Source organism: Halomonas cupida, assembly GCF_900142755.1.
GTDB classification, from domain to species: Bacteria; Pseudomonadota; Gammaproteobacteria; order Pseudomonadales; family Halomonadaceae; genus Halomonas; species Halomonas cupida.
The window spans coordinates 126842-149393 of record NZ_FRCA01000003.1; the positions used below are offsets into that span (position 1 = coordinate 126842).

Sequence of the window (22552 nt, forward strand, 5' to 3'; positions counted from 1 at the left end):
ATACTCCTTTTCTCGATAAGAGAGAGGCGGCCTCTGAAGGAGGCGCCACAAAGCCAGCCCTGTCTCGGAGGAGTTGACGTGTTTTACATCCTCTCTGTTGCTTACTCCTCTCTTGATCTCATTACATTCTTTCACCGTCGCCAGGTTTTCACGCCTCCAGGTTTTCACCGTCTCCAGGCTCTGGACCCTGTGGAGCATATGCCGTTACCTGGCCCCCGTGACTCATAACCGGTTCAGCCAGCAGATGAACAACTTTCCAGCCGCTCCGGCAGATCCGAAGTCCCCATGGCAAGGGCTGTAACCTGACGCCGTAACCATCAAGTATTGAGCACTACGCCGCCGTTTAGGTGCAGTGTCTGACCGGTCATGTACGACGACTCTTCACTAGCCAGGTAGACGTAGGCGGGTCCCATCTCGCTGGGCTGCCCCGCTCGGTCCATGGGCACTTGGCCACCGAAGGTTTCGACCTTCTCTGCGTCGAAGCTGGCCGGTATCAGTGGCGTCCACACTGGCCCGGGAGCAACCGCATTGACGCGGATACCCTTGTCTATCAGGGATATTGCCAGGGAGCGAACCAATCCCTGGATGGCGCCCTTGGTGGCGGAGTAATCGATTAGGGTGTCGTTGCCCTTGAAGGCATTGATGGAGGACGTGGCGATAATGCTATCGCCCTCTTGCATATGCGGAAGGGCGGCTTTGACCATGTAAAAGTGACTGAAGATATTGGTCTGGAAGGTGCGCAGTAGTTGCTCATCGGGGATCTGGGTGACGTCGTCCCAGTCGTACTGCTCTGCGGCATTGTTGACCAGGATATTGAGCTTACCGAAAGTCTCTAGCGTCTTGTCGATGGCCTCGCGGCAGAACGCCGCATCGCCGACGTCACCCTCCAGTAGTAGGCAGCGCCGACCTTCAGCTTCTACCAATTCGCGAGTCTTTTCGGCATCACGAGCTTCGTTGAGGTAGGCGAGAACGCAGTCAGCGCCCTCCCGAGCGTAGTGAAGCGCGACGGCACGACCTATACCGCTATCGCCACCGGTGATGACAGACACTTTATCGCTGAGTTTGGCGCTGCCTCGATAACTGTTGCGAATGAATTCAGGCTCCGGGTCCATGGCGTGCTCGTGCCCTGGCTGCCTCTCCTGCTGTTGAGGGGGTTGTTTACGCTCTGTCATGTGCAAACACTCCTTCTTTGATCACCTGTAAGTGGTAAGCCGGGTGTCGGTCCGTTTGACATTATCTTCGCTCAGAGTTTCAAAGATAAATTCGGTTAACAGGTTGCAGTGACGTTTCAGGCAATTACATTCTCCTGACTCTCCCGGCAGGACGGAGAAAAACAGGGGGACTCACTGCCCTGCCGCAGTGGGCCAGGCGTGGAGGGCCTGGCGCGGTTAGTGGAGCGTAAGGAGTTTTCGGCGAGGGTCGAGCTTCTACGATAAATTATCCATTTTTTCGCTGACTGGAAGTCCGCGAAAGATGGCTGAACGTAACCGAAGAATACTGAACGGGGACCAGTATGATCGTACAGGGCGTTATAAGCTGAAGGAGAATTGGTGTTGAGAAATTTCTCCATTAATTGATTTTTGTAACTTATCGTTTCTTTGGCTTGAGTGGGCTCCAGTCCTTTCGAGCTGCCAGGAAATCAGGGCGCGGCTTGTTACCACAATAAGGGCTATGGAGTGTGTTATCGACGCTGTTGTAGACAAAGAACAAGTTGCTCCTTGGCCAGCAGGTCATATTCATATTTGAACCGTGGAGTGTGTTACATTCGAACATTACGAGAGAGCCCGATGCACCTTTAGGTGCTTCGATGTCATTTTTCAACATCAGTTGTTTCAGGCTGGAAGTATCTGGGACACCGATCGATTGGCTCTTTAATGACTCCTTATAGTTGTCTTCCGGTGTGCGGCCGACACAGGGGATGAAATATTTGTGAGAGCCGGGGATCAGCATCAACGGGCCGTTGAACTCGCCATTTTCCGTTAATATGATCGAACAGCTCAAGGAACGCATGCGAGGCATGCCATCTTCACTATGCCAGGTTTCGAAGTCTGAATGCCAGTCGAAGCCTTTCCCTTTAAATCCGGGTTTATAGTTGATGCGTGACTGATGGATATACACATCGCTGCAGAGTATCTGTTGAACCATGGTCAGCAGCCGAGGGTCTCGTGTCAGGCGGCTGAAGCGATCGGAAATTTGATGGATGCCAAAAATTGAACGAATTTCCTGCTTTCCGGGTTCTAGTATTGTCCCCTCGGATAGCTTTAGGTCTTCATCTTCCTCATACTCACGTAGTTCCTGGATAAAGGCCTGCATCTCCTCCTGGTCGAAAAAGCTTTCGAACGAAAGGAACCCTTTTTCGTCAAACTCATCAAGCTCGTCCTTACTTAAAGGCACATTCGTACGCTGCTTATCATTACAATGGATGACTGGATCGATGCGCTCGAACATTCCTAACTTGCGTTCCAGTCGTGTCGGAAAAAGATCTTGCGTATCTCGCATGGTCACTTCCTCCCTTGGTACGCGTGGGTAACCTTAGTCGAAAGTATAAAGCTCCTCAACCGGACGAATTTGGATCGTAGTATGCCCTAACTTTACTTGTTTGATGTCTTGGTAGGGCCTGTTTATTCAGGGGTTCTATAGCTTCAATACCCTGGAGTCCTGGTTTGGTCTTGCTTTTATAGCCGGTGTGGCTAGCCATGACTCTCAAGAAATTTAAGGTTCCATCAGCTGCCTATTTACCTACTTGGTGATGGTGCAATGCAGATGCTGGGTAACCTCAGCTGGACCGACCTGGCCAGGCATTACCGGGAGCGGAGCAGTTCGACGGCTATCGTGGTGATACTCAATAATCGCAATTTCAACCGAATCTTGTGGGAACAGGGAGCGATGGAAGACGGTCTCAGACTCGAGACGTTTCAAGACCTGCGTGAAGTGGCTCACTTTGACTATGCTGAACTACTGCCCGGGTACAGGGAACGTCGGGAATATGACGAACGCGGCAATTGTCTTGTTACCCAGAAGGAGATCACCATGCCAGCGAAGTCCAAGGCACAGCAGATGGCAGCGGGAGCAGCCCTGGCGGCCAAGCGCGGTGAGCAGAAAGTGAGCGAGTTGGAGGGGGCAGCCAAGTCGATGTATGACTCCATGAGTGAAGAAGAACTGGAAGAAATAGCCTCGACGAAACGAAGTAACAAACCGCAACATGACTCGCAGTCTTGACCAGGTTTTTCCATAAGTGGATGTTGCAGATATCGACCATGACAGGGCGTTGTGAGCGCTCCGATGGCTATGGGCATCGGATTGCAGCCATTGTCCCAGGCGCTGGGGCGCTCTTGGCTGGATGGTCGGCGCGATATCCATCTTCGCCACAAGGTCTCCATCGACGGAAGCACAAGGTGGAGGTGGCAAGACCCTATTGTTCACACGCCAGGTCGCAGCAGTGATGATCTGACGCGCAACATATCTCAATGCACTGCGACTGCAATGGAACGCTCTTGTGCTATTGCGGTCACTGTTTTAGCTTGAGGAAGCTGGATATGCATGTCGCATGTCCATCATGAAGGATCAGCTGCCCTTGCAACGTATCCTGACAGCCTGTCTGACGACCCTGCTCTTCTGGAGCATGCTGCCGACCGCATTCGCGGGCGGCGAGGATGTGCGCGCTGCCAGCAAGGCTCCGGTAGCTTTTACATACGACCATGCGTTCTCAACGACGGCAGTATCCGACGAAGAGAGCGAAAACAACGAAGCGTGCATAGGCTGCGTTCTCGTTTCCTCCCTGGTCGTTCAGGCAACGGACGTAGCATCACTCCTCCCTGCGCATGGCGGTCTTCATCGCGCTGCCTATTCAATTCGAGCACCACCACAGCACCTCTGATCTCTCTCTTGACGTTCCGGCTTGCGCACAAGTCGGTGTTCAACTGATGCCCCCATCATGGAATGTGGGCACTTCAGAGGTTGCTGTATGAAAACTCTACCCCTATCAAGACTCGACACGGCAGACCACCTGGTGACGCCCCGGGAGTTCGACGATATTGAGCAGGACTCTCCTGCATTGAGTCTCATGACGGATTTTCGTCAACATCGCCCCCATGCTGTCAGCGCTGCAACGCCGGCGCTCTGGGTAGCCAGGCTGATGGCAACAGAGGAGGTGGACAGCAAGTTGGTGGTTGACCATCACCGCGACTTTATTGGGTTGCTGACCGGGGAGCGTCTCTCGGAGCAGAGTCTGCTCGCTGCACAGGTAACCCAGGGTATTGATCGCGAGAGCCTGACAGCCGCGGATCTGATGTTACCTCGCGCAGCCATGCCAGTACTGGACTACAAGGATCTGGCGAAGGCCACCGTTGCGGATCTGGTCGCTACCTTGCAGGAAGCCGGTGAGCCCTACTGCCTGGTGCGGGACCACGAGCATCAGCAAATCCGTGGGTTGATCTCCATGCGAGAACTTTCCGAACGCCTGCACCAGCAATTAGCGGTCAAACCCAAGTCCTCAGTGCTCAAGGTGCTGAACCATGCCTTGAACTGAGATCCTTGTTTTCCTCCATGACAGACAAGCGGGCCTGATACAGGCCCGCTTTTACATTCTGAGTACTGGATATCCAGACAAGAGCGGATTGCCACTTGAGGGCGGATTCTCCTGTCTGCACCACCAATGGGTGAGCAGTATCTCTTGACCGTGATCAGGCGGCCTGGTCAGCGTCTACCGGCCAGTCTTTCAGAGGCTTCACTCAATGGAGTAAGCTGACGACAGATCAAAGCCAGTTGAGTCTGCAACAGGCGTTTGGCATCTTCCCGCGTTTCTCCTGCGAGCGAGTCCAGGCGACTGGCATTCCACTCCCACTGAGTGTTATCAATTTCAATGGGAGTGCGCTCAGCCAACCGCGAAGCCAGGGTTTCCAGCGCGTTAGCGACGCCTTCCGCGTGTTCCAGTAGTTGCTCATCCCGGGGCCGGCCCAGATGTGTCTCCCCACGATGGGCCCCCAGTGCCGAGAGGTAGTTGAGCAGCGTGTGAGAATCCACCAGAAAACGCAGCCCAATATCGACATCGCGCTGGAAATGCCCCGGTTCCTGCAGAATATTGCCCAGCATTGTCGCCAGAGCAGCATCCGCGTTATGCGCATTACGCCTTGCCAGGCGGTACGCTAGATCATCACGTTTACCACGTGCATATTGGGTGGTGATTTCACGTAGGTAGGCTGCGCTGTTTACCAGGGTGGAAGCCGCCTGGCGATGCAGGTTACGCCCCTGCCAGTCAGGTAGAACCAGCATCACGGCCAGCCCTGCAATAGCCGCCCCGATCAAAGTATCGAACAGACGTGGCCAGATCAGACCAAAGCCATCGCCGATCTGGTTGAAACAACATAGCACCATCAAGGTGATGAATGCTGTTGCCAGTGTGTAGCGGCGCGCCCGAGTGGCAAAGAAGGCAACGCCCGCGACAACGGCAATCAATGCTTGCACGAGTTCTGTCGGAAACAGTGTAATCAGCGCCCAACCGGCCACCAGGCCCAGGATTGTCCCCTGGATGCGCTGACGCAGAAAACGCCGCGTTGCACCGAAACTGGGGCGGCATACGAACACACTGGTCAGCAGTATCCAATAGCCCTGCGTGGGATGAATCCAGAGCAGTACACCGTAGCCCACTACCAGCGTCACGCTGAGCCGCAACGCATGTCGAAAGATAGGGGAAGAGGGCGTGAGGTGGTGATGGACTCTTTCTACTACATCCCGCCAGCCATGTGGCGAGCGATCATGGAGGCTATTGTCCTCGTCTTCTGCCAACGCCTCCGGGTTGTGCGCACTGGTGAGGCGGATATCCAGTGTTGTGAGATTATCTGCCAATGCCGCCAGAGATCGCAGTGACTCCCGCCATTCGGTACGCTGCTGTGATTGCAGGTGGTCCAACGAGGCGTACAGATCCTCCAACGCTTGAGTGCTCTGGCTATGGTCAAAAGAGCGGTTCAGCAACAGGGCCTTGCTTAATGCCTTGCAGGCTTGGCCCTGCTGGTCCAGAAGTCGTTGAGTGCGAAACAGGACGTCATGGTGGAAAAATGTCTCTGCCAGCTTGCCGTGGGGGGTATGGGACGAACTTGCGCGCTCGTGGATATCCTGGGCAATAAAATAGAGGCGTAGATAACGGTTCAGCCTGTGTCCGCCGCTCTGATGCTCCAGGCGCCGGAAGATCATCTCCTTGGAGTGGTTGAGCGCTTCAACCACTCGCCGGTTCTGTTGTGCCAGCGCCAGGCGTTGGCCTTCCAGATCCACGTCCCGCAGCGGTGCGAACAGCGCTGCCTTGAGATGCAGATAAACCCCCAGCTCGCGAAAGACTTTCGCAATGCTCAACTTGATGGGATGGCGGGAGAAAAGCGCGCACCAGATTACAGAAATAATGCCGTACCAGGCGGCTCCCAGCACGAGTAGCAGCGGCTCATGCCAGAGCTCCCCCATGGAGACACCACCTCGCTGCTCGATGCTGATCATGGTGTAGATGGCCAGAATCAATGTTGCCGTGGCGATGGTGGCATAGCGCTGGTTCACGGCACCGAGCATGGTCATGACAAAGGTAGAGACGGCCAGCCCCGTGACAAACCACCAGGGATGCGTAAAGGCCAGTTCCACAGCCAATGCAGCCACGGTGAAGCAGAACAGGGTGGTCAGTAACGCCTGTAGTCGTCCCTGCCAGCTGTCGTCGGTTTCTGCCAGCGCGCTGGCGATGATGCCCAGGAACAGAGGGATCAACCTACCCATCTCTCCTGACTGCCAGCACAGTGCCATGGCGCTGCCCAGCGCAATGAAGACACGCAGACTGTAGGCAAAGGAAGAGAGCGTCCATAAGCGACGCAGGGCTTGATCAAGAGAAGTGGGCAATCGCGCTGGAGTCATTGGGCATTATTATTGGCAGCAAGAAATTAGACTAAAGTCTAGCTCTTTCGAAGCCGCCGGCGTTAGTGCCATTCACTCATTTATAGATGTTTTCGAATAAATCGAAGTGGTTCGCCATTCTTGCTGGCATAACATTCGATATGCTCGATGTGTGGCTGGTCAGTACCACCAGTCTGGCGTGTGAGGCCAGAGCTCCCGAGCGAAAGTGAACACTGTTCTCCCGGGCTCGTCGAGGGGCAGTGCAAGCCTTGAGAGACTGTTTTCACACAGCCCCTCGAAGCGACTTTACCTGCACATTAAACAGTTGAAAGCCCGGCACGTTCAAATTGCCCACCTGCCGCTCCAGCCATCAAGCTTCGCCACTGGAGGTGGCTTGCGGATTCCGGCTGGAGCGATGGTTCTGCCAGAGCGTCAGCACCAGCAGTCCGACGGCGATGACCAGAAATGTCACGCTGATCGGCCGAGTGAAGAATGGCGTCCAATCTCCCTCGAACGCCTGCAGTCCACGGCGTAGGTTGGATTCCGCAATCGGGCCCAGAATCAGGCCGAGGATCACGGGGGCCGTGCCGAACTGATAGCGGTTGAGGAAGTAACCGAGGATGCCGAAGCCAAGCATCAGATAGAGATTGAAGACATCACCGTCGACGCCATAGACCCCGATGAAACAGAACACCAGGATCGCTGCCAACAACTGTTTGCGCGGCACCATCAGCACGCGAATGAACAGCTTGATGCCCAAGCACATGATCAACAGCATGAAGACGTTGGCGACCAGATAGGCAATGAAGATGCCGTATACCGTGCCACTCTGACCGTCGAAAAGCAGCGGGCCCGGTGTAATCCCCTGGATCATCAGACCGCCGAGCAGCACCGCAGTGGCTGCCTCGCCGGGAATTCCCAGTGCCAGGGTAGGAATCAGGGCCCCGCCCAGCAGAGCATTATTGGCGCTCTCTACCGAAATGATGCCGGGCGCGTGACCGGTCCCGAACTTTTCCGGTGACCTGGAGAAGCGTCGTGTCTGGTCATAGGCCACCAGTGAGGCGATGCTGCCGCCTGCGCCGGGCACGGGACCAACGATTGACCCCGAGGCCACGCCAGCCACAACCGCCTTCCAGTGGCGTAGCGTTTCGGCGAACCGCGGGCGCGCAATATCGATACGAGGTGTATTGCCCTGTACCCGCTGATGAGGGTCGTACTCGAATGCATCCTTGAGCACCTGGGCTACGGCGAACAAGCCGATCAGCGCTGGCAACAGGTTGATGCCTGTCAGCAGCGATAACTGGCCGAAGGTGAATCGGTCCACACCGGTAATCGGGTCAGTGCCGATAGTGGACGCAAAGAAACCAATCAGACCGGCAATCAGCCCCTTGAGCAGCGACTTACCTGCCACCGAGGCGATGATCACCAGGCCAAAGATACTGAGCGAGAAGTACTCGGCAGCGCCAAAGCGCAAGGCGAATTCAGCAATCGGCGGTGCCAGAAGGCTGAGAATGACCATACTCGCGACACCACCGAAGAATGAGGCGACGATGGCCAGCCCAAGAGCGCGACCAGCCTCGCCCTTCTGGGCCATGGGGAACCCATCGAATGTGGTCGCCACCGACGAAGGTGTGCCGGGAATATTGAGCAGAATCGCAGGGATCGAACCGCTGGCACCAGCGCCGCAAAGCGCGCCGAGCATCATGCCGATGCCCATGACCGGAGGCATGCCGAAAGTCACCGGCAGCAGTAGCGCGATCGCCATGGCCGAGGTCAGGCCAGGCAGCGCGCCCATGATGATACCGAGCAGGGTGCCAGCAGCAATCGCCAGCAGTGTGCCTAGCTGCATCACCATCTCTAGACCATCGAGATAACCAGAAATCATGACGTTCTCCTGGGGGAATCGGGACCGTCGTCCATTGAGTTACTGTGATTCAATCGGGCAGCGGAATCTCGAACAGCTCGGTAAAGACGTAAAAGATCGCAATCGCCAGAATCACAGCGAACACGGCTGCCATGAGTACGCTCTTGAGCCTCTTCATGGGGCTCAATTCCTGCCATGTGCCGCTGACGATGGCTAGTCCGATGACGCTGCAGAAGGCAAACAGGGCGGTGCTCGGGATATAACCGAGTGCTTCGAAGATCAGGATATAGCCGACGGTGAGCGCGACGATGAGCCCCCACTGCACCAGACCACGAGCGCTTCCGGGGCGTTCTTCGGCAACATCACTGGCGCCAGCAGCTCGCCACTCGCGGATATCCTTGATCAAGCAGGGAACTGCGAACAGGAAGATCAGCCCTGATATCAACCTGGGAAAGAATGAGGGGGAGAGGTCGCCGGCGATCTCGACATTCTGCAGCGTCGTGGACAGCGCGAAGGCAGCTGCCGACGCAATCAGCAGCACGAGATCAAACAGCGGCTTACCGATATCACGTTGCATGTTTCAACACTCCAGAGACAGCAGTGACGCATTGCTGGCCGCAGGGGGAGGGTCTGGAGCGCCGGCCACACGACCGGCGCATTCCTGAAGCACTACTGTGCCAGGTCCCCAGCGGCTTCGCGCATCACTTCAGCGGACTGATCGATGAAGGCATCGAGTTCGTCACCATAGAGCGGTGCCAACTGAGTACCGAGATTGGTGGCGGTCTCTTCATAGGAACCGTCGTCGATGATCTGCTGGATCGCCTCGACCCACTTCTGTTCGGCCTCCTCGGGGAGTCCTTTGGGCGCAGCAATACCGCGCCACACCGTCAGTGTCAGGTCGTAACCGGACTCCTGGAATGTCGGCACATCGGGCAGGGAGTCACTGCGCTGGTCGTAGGTCATGGCGAGCGCCTTGAGACGACCGGACTCCAATGCAGAGCGCAACTCGGCGCCACCGAGTACGACAGCATCAGCGTGGTCACCCATTGCCGCAGAGATCGCCTCGGAGCCACCCGGATAAGGAATGATGTTGAAGTCCGCTCCGGTGCGGTTGGCTATCGCGACAGCGGCGATGTGTGCCGATGAGCCAACCCCGGAGACACCGACCTTGATTCTGGTACCGGACGTCGCAGCCTCGACCAGATCGTCAATATTCTCGTACTGGCTATCGCCGCCAACCGCGATAACGTAGGGCTCCTCGACCACCTTGGCGATGAAATCGAAGTCGTCATGGGTGAACGCGACGTTGCCCATTGCCTCGAGTGTGAGCATGGCATTACTGGCGGCCAGCAGCGTGTAGCCATCGGGCTCTGAAGCGACCGCTCGCGACATGCCCACGGCACCGCCGCCGCCGGCAATATTGCGAATCACCAGGTCCTGCCCCAGTTTCTCCTCCAGCAGCGGCTGCAGAGCACGCACGAAGGTGTCGTTGCCGCCACCCGCCGAGAACGGCACGATCATGTCGATGTTGTCCGAGGGGTAATCTTCAGCCATTGCCTGCCCGCCCGAGACCAGTGCGGTGGCAAGAGTCAGCGTACCGAGTAGCTTCTTCATGGTGTTCTCCATTATTCCGATGACAGGAATTCAGCGTGCGGGTTCTGGCTTTCAGCGCACCAGTGCCGGACGGTTGGGATCGAAGGTCCAGCCATCGATCAGGTATTGCATGGCCATGGCATCATTGCGCCCACCAGCAGGCAGGCTGAGATAGAGCTGGTGTGCCTTTTCGATCTGCTCGTGATCGATCTCGATTCCCAGGCCCGGCGCATCGCTGACAGCGACGCGACCATCAACAATCTGCGGCGGATTGCGTGTCAGGCGGGCATCGCCTTCCTGCCAGATCCAGTGGGTGTCCAGCGCGGTAGTACGGCCCAGAGCAGCGGCGCCGACCTGGGCGAACATCGCCAGCGAGATGTCGAAGTGGTTATTGGAGTGGGAGCCCCAGGTCATGCCGTGGTCCTGGCATAGTTGCGAGACACGAACAGCACCTGAGAGCGTCCAGAAGTGGGGGTCAGCCAGCGGGATATCCACCGAGCGCAGCATCAGCGCATGGGCCATCTCACGCCAGTTGGTGGCGACCATATTAGTGGCGACCGGTAGCCCGGTGGCATGGCGGAACTCGGCCAGGATCTCGCGGCCGGAAAACCCCTGTTCCGCCCCACACGGGTCCTCGGCATAGGCGATCACACCGTGAAGGTCCTTGCAGAGGCGAATTGCTTCGTTGAGTGACCAGGCGCCGTTGGGGTCGATGGTTACCCGCGCCTCGGGGAAGGCATCATGCAGCGCCTTGACCGCCTCGATCTCCTGATCACCGGCCAGCGCTCCACCCTTGAGCTTGAAATCTCTGAAGCCGTAGCGGTCATGAGCGGCGCGGGCCAGTTCGACGATTCCCTGTGGCGTCATCGCCGCCTCGTCGCGCAGGTGATACCAGTCATGGCCAGCACCCGGTGTACCGCGGCGGTAATCAAGTGGCGTGTCGTGGCCGTCGCCGATGAAGAACAGGTATCCCAGTACCTCGACACTGTCGCGCTGCTTGCCTTCGCCCAACAGCTCCGCCACCGGCACATCGAGGAACTTGCCCATCAGATCCAGCAGGGCTGCTTCGAGCGCCGCTACCGCATTGACCCGCAGCTCAAAGGTCCAGGATCCCTTGCCGAAATCCTCGAAGTCAGCGTTGCGCCCACTGGAGTGCAGAGATGACACCATGGAGCGCAACTTGCCGATGGGCTGCCCCAGCACATGGGAGCGGGCCTGTTCCAGCGACTGTTGTATCGTCTCGCCCCCGGGCGCCTCCCCAACGCCGACGTTGCCGCTGCTGTCCTCGAGAATGACGAGGTTACGCGTAAACCAGGGCGAGTGAGCACCGCCGATATTGAGCAGCATACTGTCGCGACCGGCGACCGGTATGACCTGCATGTCGGTGATGACGGGAGTTCCGTGGCTCGGCATGTACAGTTCTCCAATAGGCATTTCGGGGCGCAGTCCACCCATCCTGCTTGCCGTGATCTGCGCTAGATATTGTCAGGGACGGCAGAGTGCAGGCTGAGATGAAGCGAGAGGCTCGGGTTCGCCCTGTTCCAGTCTTGCTATTGGGGTGATATTGTCATACATAGTACAAATATGGCTGTTAGACTTTAGGTCAAAACAGTATCGGTATCGGTGGCCGAGATGAGGGAAGGGCAACAGGGTCCTGCGCCCGCAGCAACTGGTTCACGCGTGTGGCATGCCGCCAGGGCAGATAGCATGGCGACATGCTCACCAAACCACGATATCGGGCCCTGGTGAAGCAACCCTGAACCTGTATCCCGCATCATCGATGCCTACCGTCAGCGCCACGTTCAGATGCATACGGCGAGGTTGGTGAGCTCAGAATTTCGTGGTGTTCAGCGGCCAGCAAGGCCGGGCGGGCACGGCTGATAGTCAAGCAGGCGTCTCCAGCAGCCCTGTCGCCATGCATCGAAATGCATCGACGGCTCTGACGAGAACTTCTGAAGGGTTGTCGCTGGCCGCGACCCAGAGCGAAGCGTTGAGCGCCGCGCCGTTCAGAAGCCGTGCGGCGGCTTCGGCATCAACCGGCTTGACGACGCCTTGTGCGATCAGCGCCTGAACCGTTTGCATCGTCGCGTGGAGACATCTGTTCTGGCTCGGCCACTTCGAGGGGTCGCCCAGCACGGCCGGCCCGTCGAGCAGCACAATGCGCTGGACCTCGGGCTCCATCGCCATCTCGATATAGGCGACGCCCTCTGCCATCAGACCTTCCCACGGGCTTTCGGCCTGGCTGCCGATAGCATGCGCTCGCTCTGCCATTTCAGCGTCGATCTGGTCGACCACTGCCGCCAACAGTCCCCGTTTGTCGCCGAAATTGTGGTAAAGAGCGCCCCGTGTCAGGCCTGCCACGGCGGTCAGGTCGTCCATCGAGGCGGTTGAATAGCCTTTCTCGGCAAAGGCCGAACGTGCAGCGCGGATCAGCTTGGCGCGGGTCTCCTCCACCATCTCGGAGCGTCGTCTCGAGGTCACAATCATCTCCTTTCTCTCAATATACGGCCCGTATGATAATTGACATACGAAGCGTATGTGTGATTTCTTTACATACGATACGTATGTCAATCTGCGCCTGACTGGTTCACCACAATGACGGGACTGCCGATATGGCCCGTGCGGTATCCGCCGATAGCGGCGATATCGCGCCATGCTCGGCGCGCCGTCCTTCTTCACAGAGGAATGAAACCGATGGTTCAACGCGAAGCAATCATCCCGGCCAAACGACATGCGCTCTACGAGGCGCACCGTTACTCGGCAGCGATCCGCTCGGGCGATCTACTCTTCGTCTCTGGGCAGGTGGGAAGCCGCGACGACGGCTCACCGGAGCCGGATTTCGAACGCCAGGTGCAACAGGCGTTCGACAATCTCACCACCGTCCTGGAGGCCGCTGGCTGCACTTTCCAGGACGTTATCGACATCACCACTTTCCACACCGACCCGGAGGCTCAGTTCGAGACCATCATGGCGGTGCGCGACAGGGCCATTGGTGATCCTCCTTATCCGAACTGGACGGCAGTGGGCGTGAACTGGCTGGCGGGTTTCGACTTCGAAATCAAGGTCATTGCCCGCATACCATCAACTGACTGAATGGCGCTTGAGTCGTTCGACGTAAAGGGCAAGCTGCTCCGGCCCGGAGCAGCTTGCGACGGGATGGCGTGTGAAAACAAACGGAGCTTTCACGATGGATGTGTTCATTATCGGGATCACGGGCAAGGTTGGATCCCTGCTGGCACAGAAACTTGTCACCAGAGGCGATACCGTTCGTGGGCTTGTGCGTCAGGCTGAACAACGGGTAGATCTCGCCGCGCAAGGCATCGATGCGGTCGTCGGAAACCTCGCCAGTATGACGACGGACGAGTTGGCGTTGGCCTTCAATGATGCTGATGCGATTGTTTTCACTGCTGGGTCAAACGGGGGCCAAGCGGAGATCACCAGAGCGATCGATGACGATGGCGTTGCCAAGGCGATCAATGCATCCCGACAGGCGGGTGTTCACCGACTGGCGCTTGTCTCGGTGCTCCCGGAGTCGTGGCGGGAGCGAAACCTGAGCGACGAGGAGGAGTATTACTTCACGGCGAAGAAGAAAGCAGACATCGCGCTGAGTCGGAGCGAGCTCGATTGGCTGATCCTGCGTCCGTCACTGTTGGTCGACGATCCAGAAATTGGCACTGTTTCGCTGGGGCCCGCTGAGTTCCATGGACAGATATCTCGCGCTGATGTCGCGGAGACCCTAGCCGAATTGCTCCATGAGCCACGTATCAGGCAGCAGATTCTTGAGCTCAACGTCGGATCCGTGCCGATCCGAGATGCTGTTCAAGCCAACCGGCACCGGTATTAGGCCACGCAGCGTGGGAGCACCAATGACAGGTCCGCCGATCTCCTCGGGCCTTCTCGGATCTGCTCCATGGCTTCCGCGCGAACAACGCCGGCCAACGGGCTCTGTCACGGGGCTCTCTGAAACGTCTCGAAGGCTTCTCGTCCCGGTAACCCGGTCTGTGGCGTTACAGGGCACGCGCAACAATGAAAGGACGGCGGTCGCTCTTCTTCGAGCCGTGGCGTTCGTTTTCCAGAATTTCGAAACCAGCAGCGCAGATCGCCTCTTCGAGTGAAGCGGTGGAAAAGGTGGTGACGCTGGGCGCTTTGCCCACGAGGCGCATAACTGGAATAGCCAGGCGGATGAGTGGGCTCATGTCGCCGACGCAGGGTGTCTTGGAGATGAAGAGGCCTCCCGGCGCGAGCAGGCTGTGGATACCCCCCAGCACGGCAGGTAGGTCTCCGGCGAGGTGAAGGTAGTTGAAGCCGAGAACAGCGTCATAGCGAATGTGCTCGTCCACCAGAGTGTCGGCGGTTGCCTGGCGAAAGCTCAATGGAATGCTCTGCTCGTTCTGTTGAGCCCCGGCGAGCCTTTCCTGCGCAATGGCAATCATGTTCGCGGAAATGTCGGTGGCCAGATAGCTCTCCGTGGCATCTGCAAGGCGCAGTGCTGCCGTACCTGTACCACATCCCAGTTCCAGTACCCGTGCACCCGGGACCATGAGCGCGCGCGTGCGTGCCAGAGTTCTCTCGAACCCGGCCTCGTCGCCAATGGGAGAGGTGGAATATTTCCGGGCAGTCTTGTCCCAGAAGCGCGCATCGCTCCCGCTTATCTGCTGTTTCTGCTCCATCTGCCTTGCCTCGATTACCTGGGTTCAAAAGATAACTGCAGAATTCTGGACCATACGCTAGAAACATGACGAACAGCGCCTGTACCTCCCTGCTTGATTGACCAAAGTGAAGCAGAGTATGGGATTTGCCGACAACCGCCCCTCGTCCATCCGCCAATTCAATGCATGGACCTTCAAGACGTACACAGGTGTCTCTTGCCCCCGCTTGTGGCTGGACTATCGCCACGGGACTCATGCTGGTTCCCGTCCATTGATCACCCTGAATCTGCATTCGGTTCCATGGGATGGACGTGTTTCATCATTCAGTCAAATAAGATTCATGAATGTATCTTGACGAATGGCCGTAAGGCGAACAAGATGCGTTGGCGTATCTTATTTGGAGATTTGCTGTGATTGGTCCATCTGTGCGTCGTAACCGTGTGGGTAACATTCCCCAATGCTGTCTCGCTGTAGTGATGCTGGCTTCAGGGGGAGAAACCATGGCTGAAGAGAACGAGGGATTTGAGAGCGTCGAAAAGGAGATTCTGGATGACAACGACTGGGTGGTGTTGGGCGTTGGGGCGGCCGTGGCTCCTCGCTATGAGGGCTCAGACGATTATCAGGTAAGCCCGATACCGATAGTCGACGTTCAGAAAGGCCGCTTCTTCGCCAGGCTGGGGGATGGTATTGGCCTTCATGTTATTGATACCAAAAATTTTCTGGTTGGTGTTGGTGTGGACTGGATGCAGGGGTATGACGAAGAGGATGTGCCTGATGGCATTGGTGATCTGGACGGCGAACCAGGTGGCAAGGTGTTCGCATCGGCCCGCTTCGGCGGAGTGATTGCATCGCTGTCAGGCACCCAGGTGCTGGATGAGGGTAGTGAGGAAGAAAGAGGGCTGAAGGGGCTGATCGTTGATGCCGAGTTGTCCTATCCCTATCCGCTTACTGAACGCCTGATGCTCGTCCCCGCTACCTCGGTAAGCTGGGCGAATGCCAGCTACATGGATAGTTACTTCGGTATAGATGCCTCCAGTGCCGCTGCGTCTGGACTGGATATCCATGAGCCGTCCGCGGGCGTAAAAGACGTTTCCCTCCGTGTTGGGTTCAACTACCGCATCAATGAAAACTGGAATTTGACGGGGGCAGTTGGTGTCAGCCGGCTCATGGGAGATGCTGCCGACAGCCCATTGGTCGAGAGTGAATCCCAGCCCAACGCTCTGGTGGGAATTTCCTATGAGTTCTGATCATTCCAGAAGGGAAGCTGGGAGTTCGCCGATGTCGAATGTTCGTTATGTGCTGATATCAGGCGCGGGTATTGCCGGTTCAGCACTTGCCTACTGGCTGCATCGTTATGGGTTTGGCGTCACCGTAGTGGAACAGGCCGACTCGATCCGGGAGGGGGGATATCCTGTCGACCTGCGTGGCAGTGCCATGGATGTGGCCGAACGTATGGGGATCCTGCCCGACCTGCGACAGGCACACATCCATTCCGCACGGGCGAGCTTCGTGGATGAAGAGGGTGAGAAGGTAGCAAGTGTTGCTCCCGAATGGATTACTGGAGGAGTGCGAGGACACGATGTTGAGCTACCTCGGGGAACTCTCGCGGCTCTGCTGTATTCCATCACACGTGATGACATCGATTACCGGTTCAATGATTCTGTCATCGAGCTTATTGATGAGGGCGATGAGGTAAGCGTTGCCTTCAAGAGTGGGGCTCGGAAGAGCTTTGATCTCGTGATTGGTGCGGATGGTATCCACTCAAATATCCGTAGGCTCGCGTTTGGACCGGAAGACTGGTTTACTCGCCCCATCGGCTTCTGCTACGCCGGCTTCTCGATGAGAAATACACGTGGACTGAGTCGTGAGGCTGTCTGCTATAACGTACCCGGTCGGATGGCGGCACTTTATGCCGCGGGGCACCAGCCGGCAGAGGTATTTGCGCTGCTGGCGTTTGCTCATCCTTATCTGCTTGGGGAAAGAGGGCGTGAGCCATCATTCCAGAAGGATCTCACGGCACATGCCTTTGCCGGCGCTGGATGGATACTGCCCGAGCTGATCGAAGCGATGCGCGTCAGTAAGGATTTCTACTTCGACGTTGTGCAGCAGATTCGGATGCCACGATGGACCCGAGGCCGGGTAGGCCTTGTCGGTGATGCCGCCTACGCACCCTCGTTCCTGACGGGGCAGGGGTCCAGCCTTGCTCTGGTGGGGGCCTATATCCTTGCCGGCGAACTGGCCATGAATGCCAGTCATGAGCAGGCGTTTGCGGCGTACCAGCTCAAGCTGTACCCATTCGTGGAGATGAATCAGGCGACCGTTGAGCAGGGAAGGAGCGGCATGATTCCCGTGACACTCGAACAGTTGCGGGAGCGCAATAGTGCCATGTGCTGCGAGACTGCCTCTACAGAGGCACTCCCCAGCCGTGGGCGTCCCGCTCATGCTGCCATGGACCTGTCCGAATATGATCACCTGGCGTCAGCCATTTCCCTCCCCTGAACCTCCAACAGGACATCTGGCCATGTATGTGGAAGAACCCACTGCCAGGATGCATGAACGATCACTGCCTTCGAGAGGCTACGCATGGTACGTCGTGTTTATCCTCATGTTGTGCCAACTCCTTGCGTCTGTTGATGCGCATTTGCCCTTCATTCTGGTGGAAGTCCTGAAAGACGACCTGGGACTGAGCGATACACAGATAGGCTTGATCAATGGGCCTGCCTTTTCACTGGTTTATGCCACTGCTGCCATACCGATTGCCAGGTTGTCAGACCGGCGAAATCGCATCGCGATCATCAGTGGTGCCATCGTGATCTGGAGTGGCTTCACTGCCGCTGCGGGAGCAGCGCATACCTTCGGTAGTCTCGCTTTCACACGCATTGGCGTGGCCGTTGGAGAATCTGCACTGACACCTGCTGCTCACTCGGTCATCGCCAGCTATTTACCCGTAAGCTCACGTGCCAAGGGTATTGCAATCTACTCCTTTGGCGTGGCTGTGGGCGCCTTTGTCGCGTTTGCCGCAGGGGGATACATCGGTGAACACTTCGGCTGGCGCACGGCATTTCTGGCAGTCGGTGGCACGGGACTGTTTATGGCCATCCTGATGCTCACCACTGTACGTGAGCCTCTTCGTGAACAGCGTTCATCGGGGACATATGTATCGCAGGGGAGTGTGTCTCGTTTGCTCAAGCATCCGGTGATTCGTAACCTCCTGGCCGGAGGGGCGCTTCTCGGTTTCAGTTCAGGAGCCATCGAAAGTTGGGGGCCAGCCTATGTCATGCGTACTTTTGGTTTATCCACTACCGAAACCGGAATGACGTTCGGTATCGTCATGGGGATTCTGGCGATGGTAGGGATGCTCGCCGGTGGCTTCATCGCCAGTTGGCTTTCCGCACGCCATCCGCGCTATGCCTTGCAGATGCTGGCTATTGTGCTCGTTCTTGCAACGATAGCTCAGGTGGGGTCACTGGTGGTGGACAGCTACAGCCAGTTCCTGGTGCTTGTGGCCATCACGGTGCTGCTGAGTAGTTTCTATATTGGTCCCACCTATGCAACGCTCCAGTCTATGGTTGATTCAGGAGAGCGCAGCCTTGTCTCCGCCATTGCCTTGTTCTGCTTCAATGGCATGGGGATCGCGGCGGGAACATTGGTGGTCGGGTTGTTGAGTGATGTGCTGTCGAATTATTCCGTCACCCACTCCCTGAAGTGGGCATTGCTTGTGGTTTCCTTCGTCAAGCTCTGGTCGGTGCTGCATTACTGGTTGGCCAGCAGGAAGATCACGGCATTCGATGAGCATTTCGTACCGCCTCATGCCGGTTCAGGGAGTGTTGTGACGACGGCACGTTGAACGCGCCGCCTTCTCCTGGCATCCGTGTCTGCAGGTTCCAGGTTTCAGGTATTTCTTACCAGCGGAAGGAAAATCGTATCAACCCAGGTTTCTCGTAGAGTAGAGGGCGGAGCCGACAAGGTCATGATGGCATGATGGCGGAACAGGTCGCTCAGGAGTGTCTTCACTTCAGGAACGAGTTTCTGTGCATCGATTTCTCCACGCTCTACTGCTCGTTGAAGAATGGAAGACAACGCGTTGTCTTCTCCTTTTATCAGCGTATCACGCAGTGCTTGCGGCGATGAGGCAGGGTCTTGAGAATACTCATTGGTGAGTAAAGAGAAGAAGACTGTGATCAGTGATGCCCGACCACAGGCGCGCTCGAGAAAATCCAGCAACTCTGTCCGGAGGTCCCCACATTCTGTCACCTGAAGCGGGTATTTCTCCCTCTGGTGTCGAAGTGCGGCTATGGCCAGAGAATATTTGCTGTCCCAGCGTCGGGCGAGCACAGGGCGACTTGTGCCTGTCCTGGAAGCGACATTTTCCATGGTCAGCCGAGCATACCCGCTCTCGACCAGTTCTGCCCAGGCCGCTTCCAGAATCGCGAGTTCCAGTTCGGCGCCACGACGCCGCATCTTTACTGAACATGATGTGCTCATACTGCTTGATCCAATGAAGTGATATCAGAAGGGACATATACGCCAATAAGATTCTTCATTGTATCTTATTGGTCGGCCATGTGAAGGCCTGGACGCCATACGACACGTACTGCTGGAGATACCGAAAAGGGCTCCCCGGGGTGCCGATGCACCCTATCGTGCGACTCACCAGAAACCGGGCACGCGTGGCGAGAAGCCGAAGGTGGCGAGCGTCGTGCATCGCCATGCGTCTCACCACCGCGTGCCAGGTCCCATTCGATGACCTCGATGTCCGGGGACGGGTCAACTTGCCAACTGGTTACCGATCGGCAGGCGCCGAATACGTTTGCCGGTGGCGGCGAAAATCGCGTTGCACAGGGCTGGCGCCACCGGGGGAAGCCCTGGTTCGCCCACTCCACCCATGGCCACGTCCGGCGTGTCATTGATCAAGTGTACACGTGTCACTTGAGGGGCATGCGACATTCGCGGGACGAGGTACTGATGGAAGTTGTCCTGTTCGATGCGTCCCTCGCTGGCAGTGATCTCGTTATGCAGTGCGATGCCGATACCCATGATGCAGGCGCCCTCCATCTGGGCGCGAATGCGCTCGGGGTTGACCTGTGGTCCACAGTCAAAGGCGATGTCGGCACTATGGATGGCGAGCTCGCCTGCCTCGTCGACTTCCACGTCAAATACGATCGCGGTATAGGACACGAAGCTGTGGTGCACGGCCAGACCCAAACCACGTCCATCAGGGAGCTCGCGTCCCCACTCGGCCGCCTCCGTGGCAGTCTCGACCACGGCACGCAGACGGCCGATATCGATGGGATAGCGTTCGGGGTCCTCACCATAGTTCCAGGCCTCATCGATGTCGCGAGGATCGATCTGGCGCGCAGGACCCAACAGGTCGAGCAGGTAGTCGCGATGGTCGCGCTCCGCAGACGCTGCCAGCTCCGCAGCGAAGCTCTGAATAGCGAAGGCGTGAGGTAGGTTGTATACGGCACGGAACCAGCCGATACGTACGTGGGCCAGGGCTTCGGGGTTTTCCAGGCGCACGGCGGGAATGTCAAAGGGCATAGTGTTGAAGCCCATGCCGAGTTCGAAACCCTGCTTATGGCCGGGATCAGGGGCGAACAGTGATCCGATGCTCGGCGAGAGTGTCCTATGGCGCCAACCAAGCGCTTTGCCTTCGGCGTTCAGGCCTGCTTCGAGGCGGTCCACTGACACCGCGTGAAAATAGTCGTGATGGATATCATCCTCGCGTGTCCATTGGACGCGCACGGGACGCCCCTCGAACTTACCGGCAAGGATGGCGGCCTCCTGCACGAAGTCTGGCTTGGACTTGCGGCCGAAGCCTCCGCCCAGCAGTGTGACATTGATGGTGACATTCTCGGGCTCGAGATCCAGGCGTCCAGCCACATCATCTCGGGCGGCCTGAGGGGCTTGCACCGGTGCCCAGACCGTTATCCTGCCATCCTCAAGGTGGGCAAGAGCGGCGGGGGGCTCCATCGTCGCATGGGCCAGATGTGGCATGTAGTAGGTGGCCTCGACCTGAGATGCAGCGTCGGCCAGCGCCGTATCGATATCTCCCTTGTTGCGAATCACCTGGCCCGGAGCCAAGGCCGCTTCTTCAAGTTGTTGACGGTAGGTGGCCGAGTCGTAGGCGGCATTGTCCCCCGCCGCCTGCAGGTCCCACTCGATCTCCAGGGCCCGCCGCCCTTCAATGGCCGCCCAGGTGTTTTCGGCCACGATGGCAACACCTCCCAGTGGAGCGAAAGCGGCGGGCTGGCCGGTGCCTTCGATTTCCACCACTTCAACGACACCGGGAACCTCGCGTGCGGCGCTGTCGTCAACGCTGGCAAGCTTCGCTCCATAGACAGGAGGGCGAGCGATGACGGCATACAGCATCCCGTCCAGGATCACGTCAGCGCCGTATACTGCGCGCCCGGTAACGATGTCCTCTCCATCGATGGCCAGAGGGCGCGCCATATCGGTGGCACTGACCTCCTGGGAGGGGCCGGTCATCTGGCCGATATAGCGCCACTCGTCGCGAGGCTTGAGGCGTAGCGTGTCGCGCTCGGGGACTGGCAGTTGGCTCGCTGCGGCAGCCAGTTCGCCGAAACCGAGCTCACGTCCGCTGGGAGTGTGAACCACGACATGGACGCCTGCCCGGCACTCCTCGACCGGCACATTCCACTGCTCGGCAGCAGCTTGCTCGAGCATGGTACGTGCCGCAGCTGCGGCACGCCGCATGGGATCGAACCAGTGACGCATGCTGCGTGACCCGTCGGTGTTCTGGTTGCCGTATTTTTCCTCATCGCCGGGGGCCTGCTCGACACGCACGCTATCCCAGTTGGCGCCCAGCTCATCGGCGGCCACCATGACCAGACTGGTACGGATGCCCTGACCCATCTCCGCGCGATGGTTGATCACGGTGACCGTACCGTCTTCGTCGATGCGGATGAACACGTTGGGGTCATCGACCCAGCCATGGGGCATGGCGTCCGCACCGTACTGTTCATCCTCGTCCTGGGCGAAGGCGAGGTCCCAACGGGCAGCGACCACCAGGGCACCGCTTGCGGCCATGCCCTTGAGGAAATGGCGTCGGCTGACATTGGCCAGCAGCAACGTGTCGTGATGTGAACTCATGCCTGCTCCTCCTCGTGACCGGCGGCCTGATGGATAGCCTGTCGAATGCGCTGATAGGTTCCACAGCGACACAGGTTGCCGCTCATGGCGGCGATGATCTGTTCATCAGTAGGAGCAGGAGTCTCTTTAAGCAGGGCGGTGGCACTCATGATCTGCCCGCCCTGGCAGTAACCGCACTGGGCTACCCCGAGGTCCAGCCACGCCTGTTGGACCCGGCTGCCGACCTCATCTTCCTCCATGGCTTCGATAGTGGAGATTGCTCGGCCCTGAGCTGCGGACACAGGAGTGACGCAGGAGCGAGCCGCCTCTCCATCCAGATGCACGGTGCAGGCGCCACATTGCGCCATTCCACAGCCGAACTTGGTCCCAGTGAGCTGAGCGACGTCTCGCAGCGCCCAGAGCAGTGGCATCTGTTCCGGTACGTCGAGCTCATGTTGTTGTCCATTGATAGTCAGGGTCACCATCTGCA

The 22552-nt window shown here is 57.8% G+C and carries 20 protein-coding genes; 8 read left to right on the top strand and 12 right to left on the bottom strand.

The window, feature by feature from the left end; translation table 11 throughout:
• Positions 1–317 precede the first annotated feature (317 nt).
• Positions 318–1172 carry an SDR family oxidoreductase gene (locus tag BUE38_RS07010; RefSeq protein WP_073434326.1) on the bottom strand — a complete coding sequence of 285 codons (855 nt, stop codon included), beginning with the start codon at positions 1170–1172 and terminating at the stop codon, positions 318–320.
• A 415-nt stretch (positions 1173–1587) separates the two neighbouring features.
• Positions 1588–2499, bottom strand: a complete 912-nt coding sequence (thpD, locus tag BUE38_RS07015) for an ectoine hydroxylase (RefSeq protein ID WP_073434327.1) — start codon at positions 2497–2499, stop codon at positions 1588–1590.
• A gap of 258 nt (positions 2500–2757) precedes the next feature.
• Here thpD and BUE38_RS23395 point away from each other — a divergent pair, with 258 nt between their 5' ends.
• The 3 genes from BUE38_RS23395 to BUE38_RS07030 all read left to right on the top strand — a co-directional run bounded on the left by BUE38_RS23395 (position 2758) and on the right by BUE38_RS07030 (position 4528).
• Entirely contained in the window at positions 2758–3219 is a 462-nt protein-coding gene (locus BUE38_RS23395) for a DUF3008 family protein (protein WP_307725393.1), read from the top strand.
• Between the two features lie 328 nt (positions 3220–3547).
• The gene (locus tag BUE38_RS07025; protein WP_073434328.1) at positions 3548–3877 is read left to right on the top strand and encodes a hypothetical protein; all 330 of its coding nucleotides are present in this window, start codon (positions 3548–3550) and stop codon (positions 3875–3877) included.
• 87 nt (positions 3878–3964) lie between these two features.
• Positions 3965–4528, top strand: coding sequence for a CBS domain-containing protein (locus tag BUE38_RS07030; protein ID WP_073434329.1), 564 nt, complete (start codon positions 3965–3967; stop codon positions 4526–4528).
• 167 nt (positions 4529–4695) lie between these two features.
• Here the strand turns inward: BUE38_RS07030 and yccS are convergent, their stop codons facing one another.
• From yccS to BUE38_RS07060, 6 genes are all read right to left on the bottom strand, one after another.
• Positions 4696–6885, bottom strand: coding sequence for a YccS family putative transporter (gene yccS / locus BUE38_RS07035; protein ID WP_073434330.1), 2190 nt, complete (start codon positions 6883–6885; stop codon positions 4696–4698).
• A 349-nt stretch (positions 6886–7234) separates the two neighbouring features.
• The gene (locus BUE38_RS07040) at positions 7235–8749 is read right to left on the bottom strand and encodes a tripartite tricarboxylate transporter permease (RefSeq protein WP_073434331.1); all 1515 of its coding nucleotides are present in this window, start codon (positions 8747–8749) and stop codon (positions 7235–7237) included.
• A gap of 49 nt (positions 8750–8798) precedes the next feature.
• Positions 8799–9305, bottom strand: coding sequence for a tripartite tricarboxylate transporter TctB family protein (locus BUE38_RS07045; protein WP_073434332.1), 507 nt, complete (start codon positions 9303–9305; stop codon positions 8799–8801).
• Positions 9306–9397: 92 nt separating this feature from the next.
• Positions 9398–10342, bottom strand: a complete 945-nt coding sequence (locus BUE38_RS07050) for a tripartite tricarboxylate transporter substrate binding protein (protein ID WP_073434333.1) — start codon at positions 10340–10342, stop codon at positions 9398–9400.
• Between the two features lie 51 nt (positions 10343–10393).
• The gene (locus BUE38_RS07055; RefSeq protein ID WP_073434619.1) at positions 10394–11734 is read right to left on the bottom strand and encodes an enolase C-terminal domain-like protein; all 1341 of its coding nucleotides are present in this window, start codon (positions 11732–11734) and stop codon (positions 10394–10396) included.
• Positions 11735–12205: 471 nt separating this feature from the next.
• On the bottom strand, positions 12206–12808 hold the full coding sequence (locus BUE38_RS07060; protein ID WP_073434334.1) for a TetR/AcrR family transcriptional regulator: 603 nt from the start codon (positions 12806–12808) through the stop codon (positions 12206–12208).
• A 207-nt stretch (positions 12809–13015) separates the two neighbouring features.
• Between BUE38_RS07060 and BUE38_RS07065 the strand changes: the two genes are divergently transcribed.
• Both BUE38_RS07065 and BUE38_RS07070 read left to right on the top strand, forming a co-directional pair.
• Positions 13016–13414 (top strand): RidA family protein, encoded by a 399-nt coding sequence (locus BUE38_RS07065; RefSeq protein WP_073434335.1) that lies wholly within the window; start codon positions 13016–13018, stop codon positions 13412–13414.
• 94 nt (positions 13415–13508) lie between these two features.
• Positions 13509–14165 carry an SDR family oxidoreductase gene (locus tag BUE38_RS07070; RefSeq protein ID WP_073434336.1) on the top strand — a complete coding sequence of 219 codons (657 nt, stop codon included), beginning with the start codon at positions 13509–13511 and terminating at the stop codon, positions 14163–14165.
• A gap of 163 nt (positions 14166–14328) precedes the next feature.
• Here the strand turns inward: BUE38_RS07070 and BUE38_RS07075 are convergent, their stop codons facing one another.
• Positions 14329–14991 carry a class I SAM-dependent methyltransferase gene (locus BUE38_RS07075; RefSeq protein WP_073434337.1) on the bottom strand — a complete coding sequence of 221 codons (663 nt, stop codon included), beginning with the start codon at positions 14989–14991 and terminating at the stop codon, positions 14329–14331.
• Between the two features lie 479 nt (positions 14992–15470).
• Here BUE38_RS07075 and BUE38_RS07080 point away from each other — a divergent pair, with 479 nt between their 5' ends.
• The 3 genes from BUE38_RS07080 (at position 15471) to BUE38_RS07090 (ending at position 18817) form a co-directional block, all read left to right on the top strand.
• Positions 15471–16217: a MipA/OmpV family protein gene (locus tag BUE38_RS07080; protein ID WP_143166226.1), complete on the top strand. Its 747-nt coding sequence runs from the start codon at positions 15471–15473 to the stop codon at positions 16215–16217.
• Between the two features lie 31 nt (positions 16218–16248).
• Positions 16249–17469, top strand: coding sequence for an FAD-dependent monooxygenase (locus tag BUE38_RS07085; RefSeq protein WP_084541797.1), 1221 nt, complete (start codon positions 16249–16251; stop codon positions 17467–17469).
• A gap of 106 nt (positions 17470–17575) precedes the next feature.
• Positions 17576–18817: an MFS transporter gene (locus tag BUE38_RS07090; protein WP_159438866.1), complete on the top strand. Its 1242-nt coding sequence runs from the start codon at positions 17576–17578 to the stop codon at positions 18815–18817.
• Between the two features lie 44 nt (positions 18818–18861).
• On the opposite strand, the gene BUE38_RS07095 is transcribed toward BUE38_RS07090, so the two are convergent.
• The 3 genes from BUE38_RS07095 to BUE38_RS07105 form a co-directional block, all read right to left on the bottom strand.
• On the bottom strand, positions 18862–19455 hold the full coding sequence (locus tag BUE38_RS07095; RefSeq protein ID WP_073434341.1) for a TetR/AcrR family transcriptional regulator: 594 nt from the start codon (positions 19453–19455) through the stop codon (positions 18862–18864).
• Between the two features lie 282 nt (positions 19456–19737).
• The gene (locus tag BUE38_RS07100) at positions 19738–22083 is read right to left on the bottom strand and encodes a xanthine dehydrogenase family protein molybdopterin-binding subunit (protein WP_073434342.1); all 2346 of its coding nucleotides are present in this window, start codon (positions 22081–22083) and stop codon (positions 19738–19740) included.
• A complete protein-coding gene (locus BUE38_RS07105; protein ID WP_073434343.1) occupies positions 22080–22547 on the bottom strand; it encodes a (2Fe-2S)-binding protein in 468 nt (155 codons plus the stop codon). The genes BUE38_RS07100 and BUE38_RS07105 overlap by 4 nt, the downstream gene beginning before the upstream one ends.
• Positions 22548–22552 lie beyond the last annotated feature (5 nt).

Bases quoted from the DNA above. Each gene is read 5' to 3' on its own strand.
- BUE38_RS07010 (WP_073434326.1), bottom strand. From the start codon at position 1,172: ATGACAGAGCGTAAACAACCCCCTCAACAGCAGGAGAGGCAGCCAGGG.
- thpD (WP_073434327.1), bottom strand. From the start codon at position 2,499: ATGCGAGATACGCAAGATCTTTTTCCGACACGACTGGAACGCAAGTTA.
- BUE38_RS23395 (WP_307725393.1), top strand. From the start codon at position 2,758: ATGCAGATGCTGGGTAACCTCAGCTGGACCGACCTGGCCAGGCATTAC.
- BUE38_RS07025 (WP_073434328.1), top strand. From the start codon at position 3,548: ATGTCCATCATGAAGGATCAGCTGCCCTTGCAACGTATCCTGACAGCC.
- BUE38_RS07030 (WP_073434329.1), top strand. From the start codon at position 3,965: ATGAAAACTCTACCCCTATCAAGACTCGACACGGCAGACCACCTGGTG.
- yccS (WP_073434330.1), bottom strand. From the start codon at position 6,885: ATGACTCCAGCGCGATTGCCCACTTCTCTTGATCAAGCCCTGCGTCGC.
- BUE38_RS07040 (WP_073434331.1), bottom strand. From the start codon at position 8,749: ATGATTTCTGGTTATCTCGATGGTCTAGAGATGGTGATGCAGCTAGGC.
- BUE38_RS07045 (WP_073434332.1), bottom strand. From the start codon at position 9,305: ATGCAACGTGATATCGGTAAGCCGCTGTTTGATCTCGTGCTGCTGATT.
- BUE38_RS07050 (WP_073434333.1), bottom strand. From the start codon at position 10,342: ATGAAGAAGCTACTCGGTACGCTGACTCTTGCCACCGCACTGGTCTCG.
- BUE38_RS07055 (WP_073434619.1), bottom strand. From the start codon at position 11,734: ATGCCGAGCCACGGAACTCCCGTCATCACCGACATGCAGGTCATACCG.
- BUE38_RS07060 (WP_073434334.1), bottom strand. From the start codon at position 12,808: ATGATTGTGACCTCGAGACGACGCTCCGAGATGGTGGAGGAGACCCGC.
- BUE38_RS07065 (WP_073434335.1), top strand. From the start codon at position 13,016: ATGGTTCAACGCGAAGCAATCATCCCGGCCAAACGACATGCGCTCTAC.
- BUE38_RS07070 (WP_073434336.1), top strand. From the start codon at position 13,509: ATGGATGTGTTCATTATCGGGATCACGGGCAAGGTTGGATCCCTGCTG.
- BUE38_RS07075 (WP_073434337.1), bottom strand. From the start codon at position 14,991: ATGGAGCAGAAACAGCAGATAAGCGGGAGCGATGCGCGCTTCTGGGAC.
- BUE38_RS07080 (WP_143166226.1), top strand. From the start codon at position 15,471: ATGGCTGAAGAGAACGAGGGATTTGAGAGCGTCGAAAAGGAGATTCTG.
- BUE38_RS07085 (WP_084541797.1), top strand. From the start codon at position 16,249: ATGTCGAATGTTCGTTATGTGCTGATATCAGGCGCGGGTATTGCCGGT.
- BUE38_RS07090 (WP_159438866.1), top strand. From the start codon at position 17,576: ATGTTGTGCCAACTCCTTGCGTCTGTTGATGCGCATTTGCCCTTCATT.
- BUE38_RS07095 (WP_073434341.1), bottom strand. From the start codon at position 19,455: ATGAGCACATCATGTTCAGTAAAGATGCGGCGTCGTGGCGCCGAACTG.
- BUE38_RS07100 (WP_073434342.1), bottom strand. From the start codon at position 22,083: ATGAGTTCACATCACGACACGTTGCTGCTGGCCAATGTCAGCCGACGC.
- BUE38_RS07105 (WP_073434343.1), bottom strand. From the start codon at position 22,547: ATGGTGACCCTGACTATCAATGGACAACAACATGAGCTCGACGTACCG.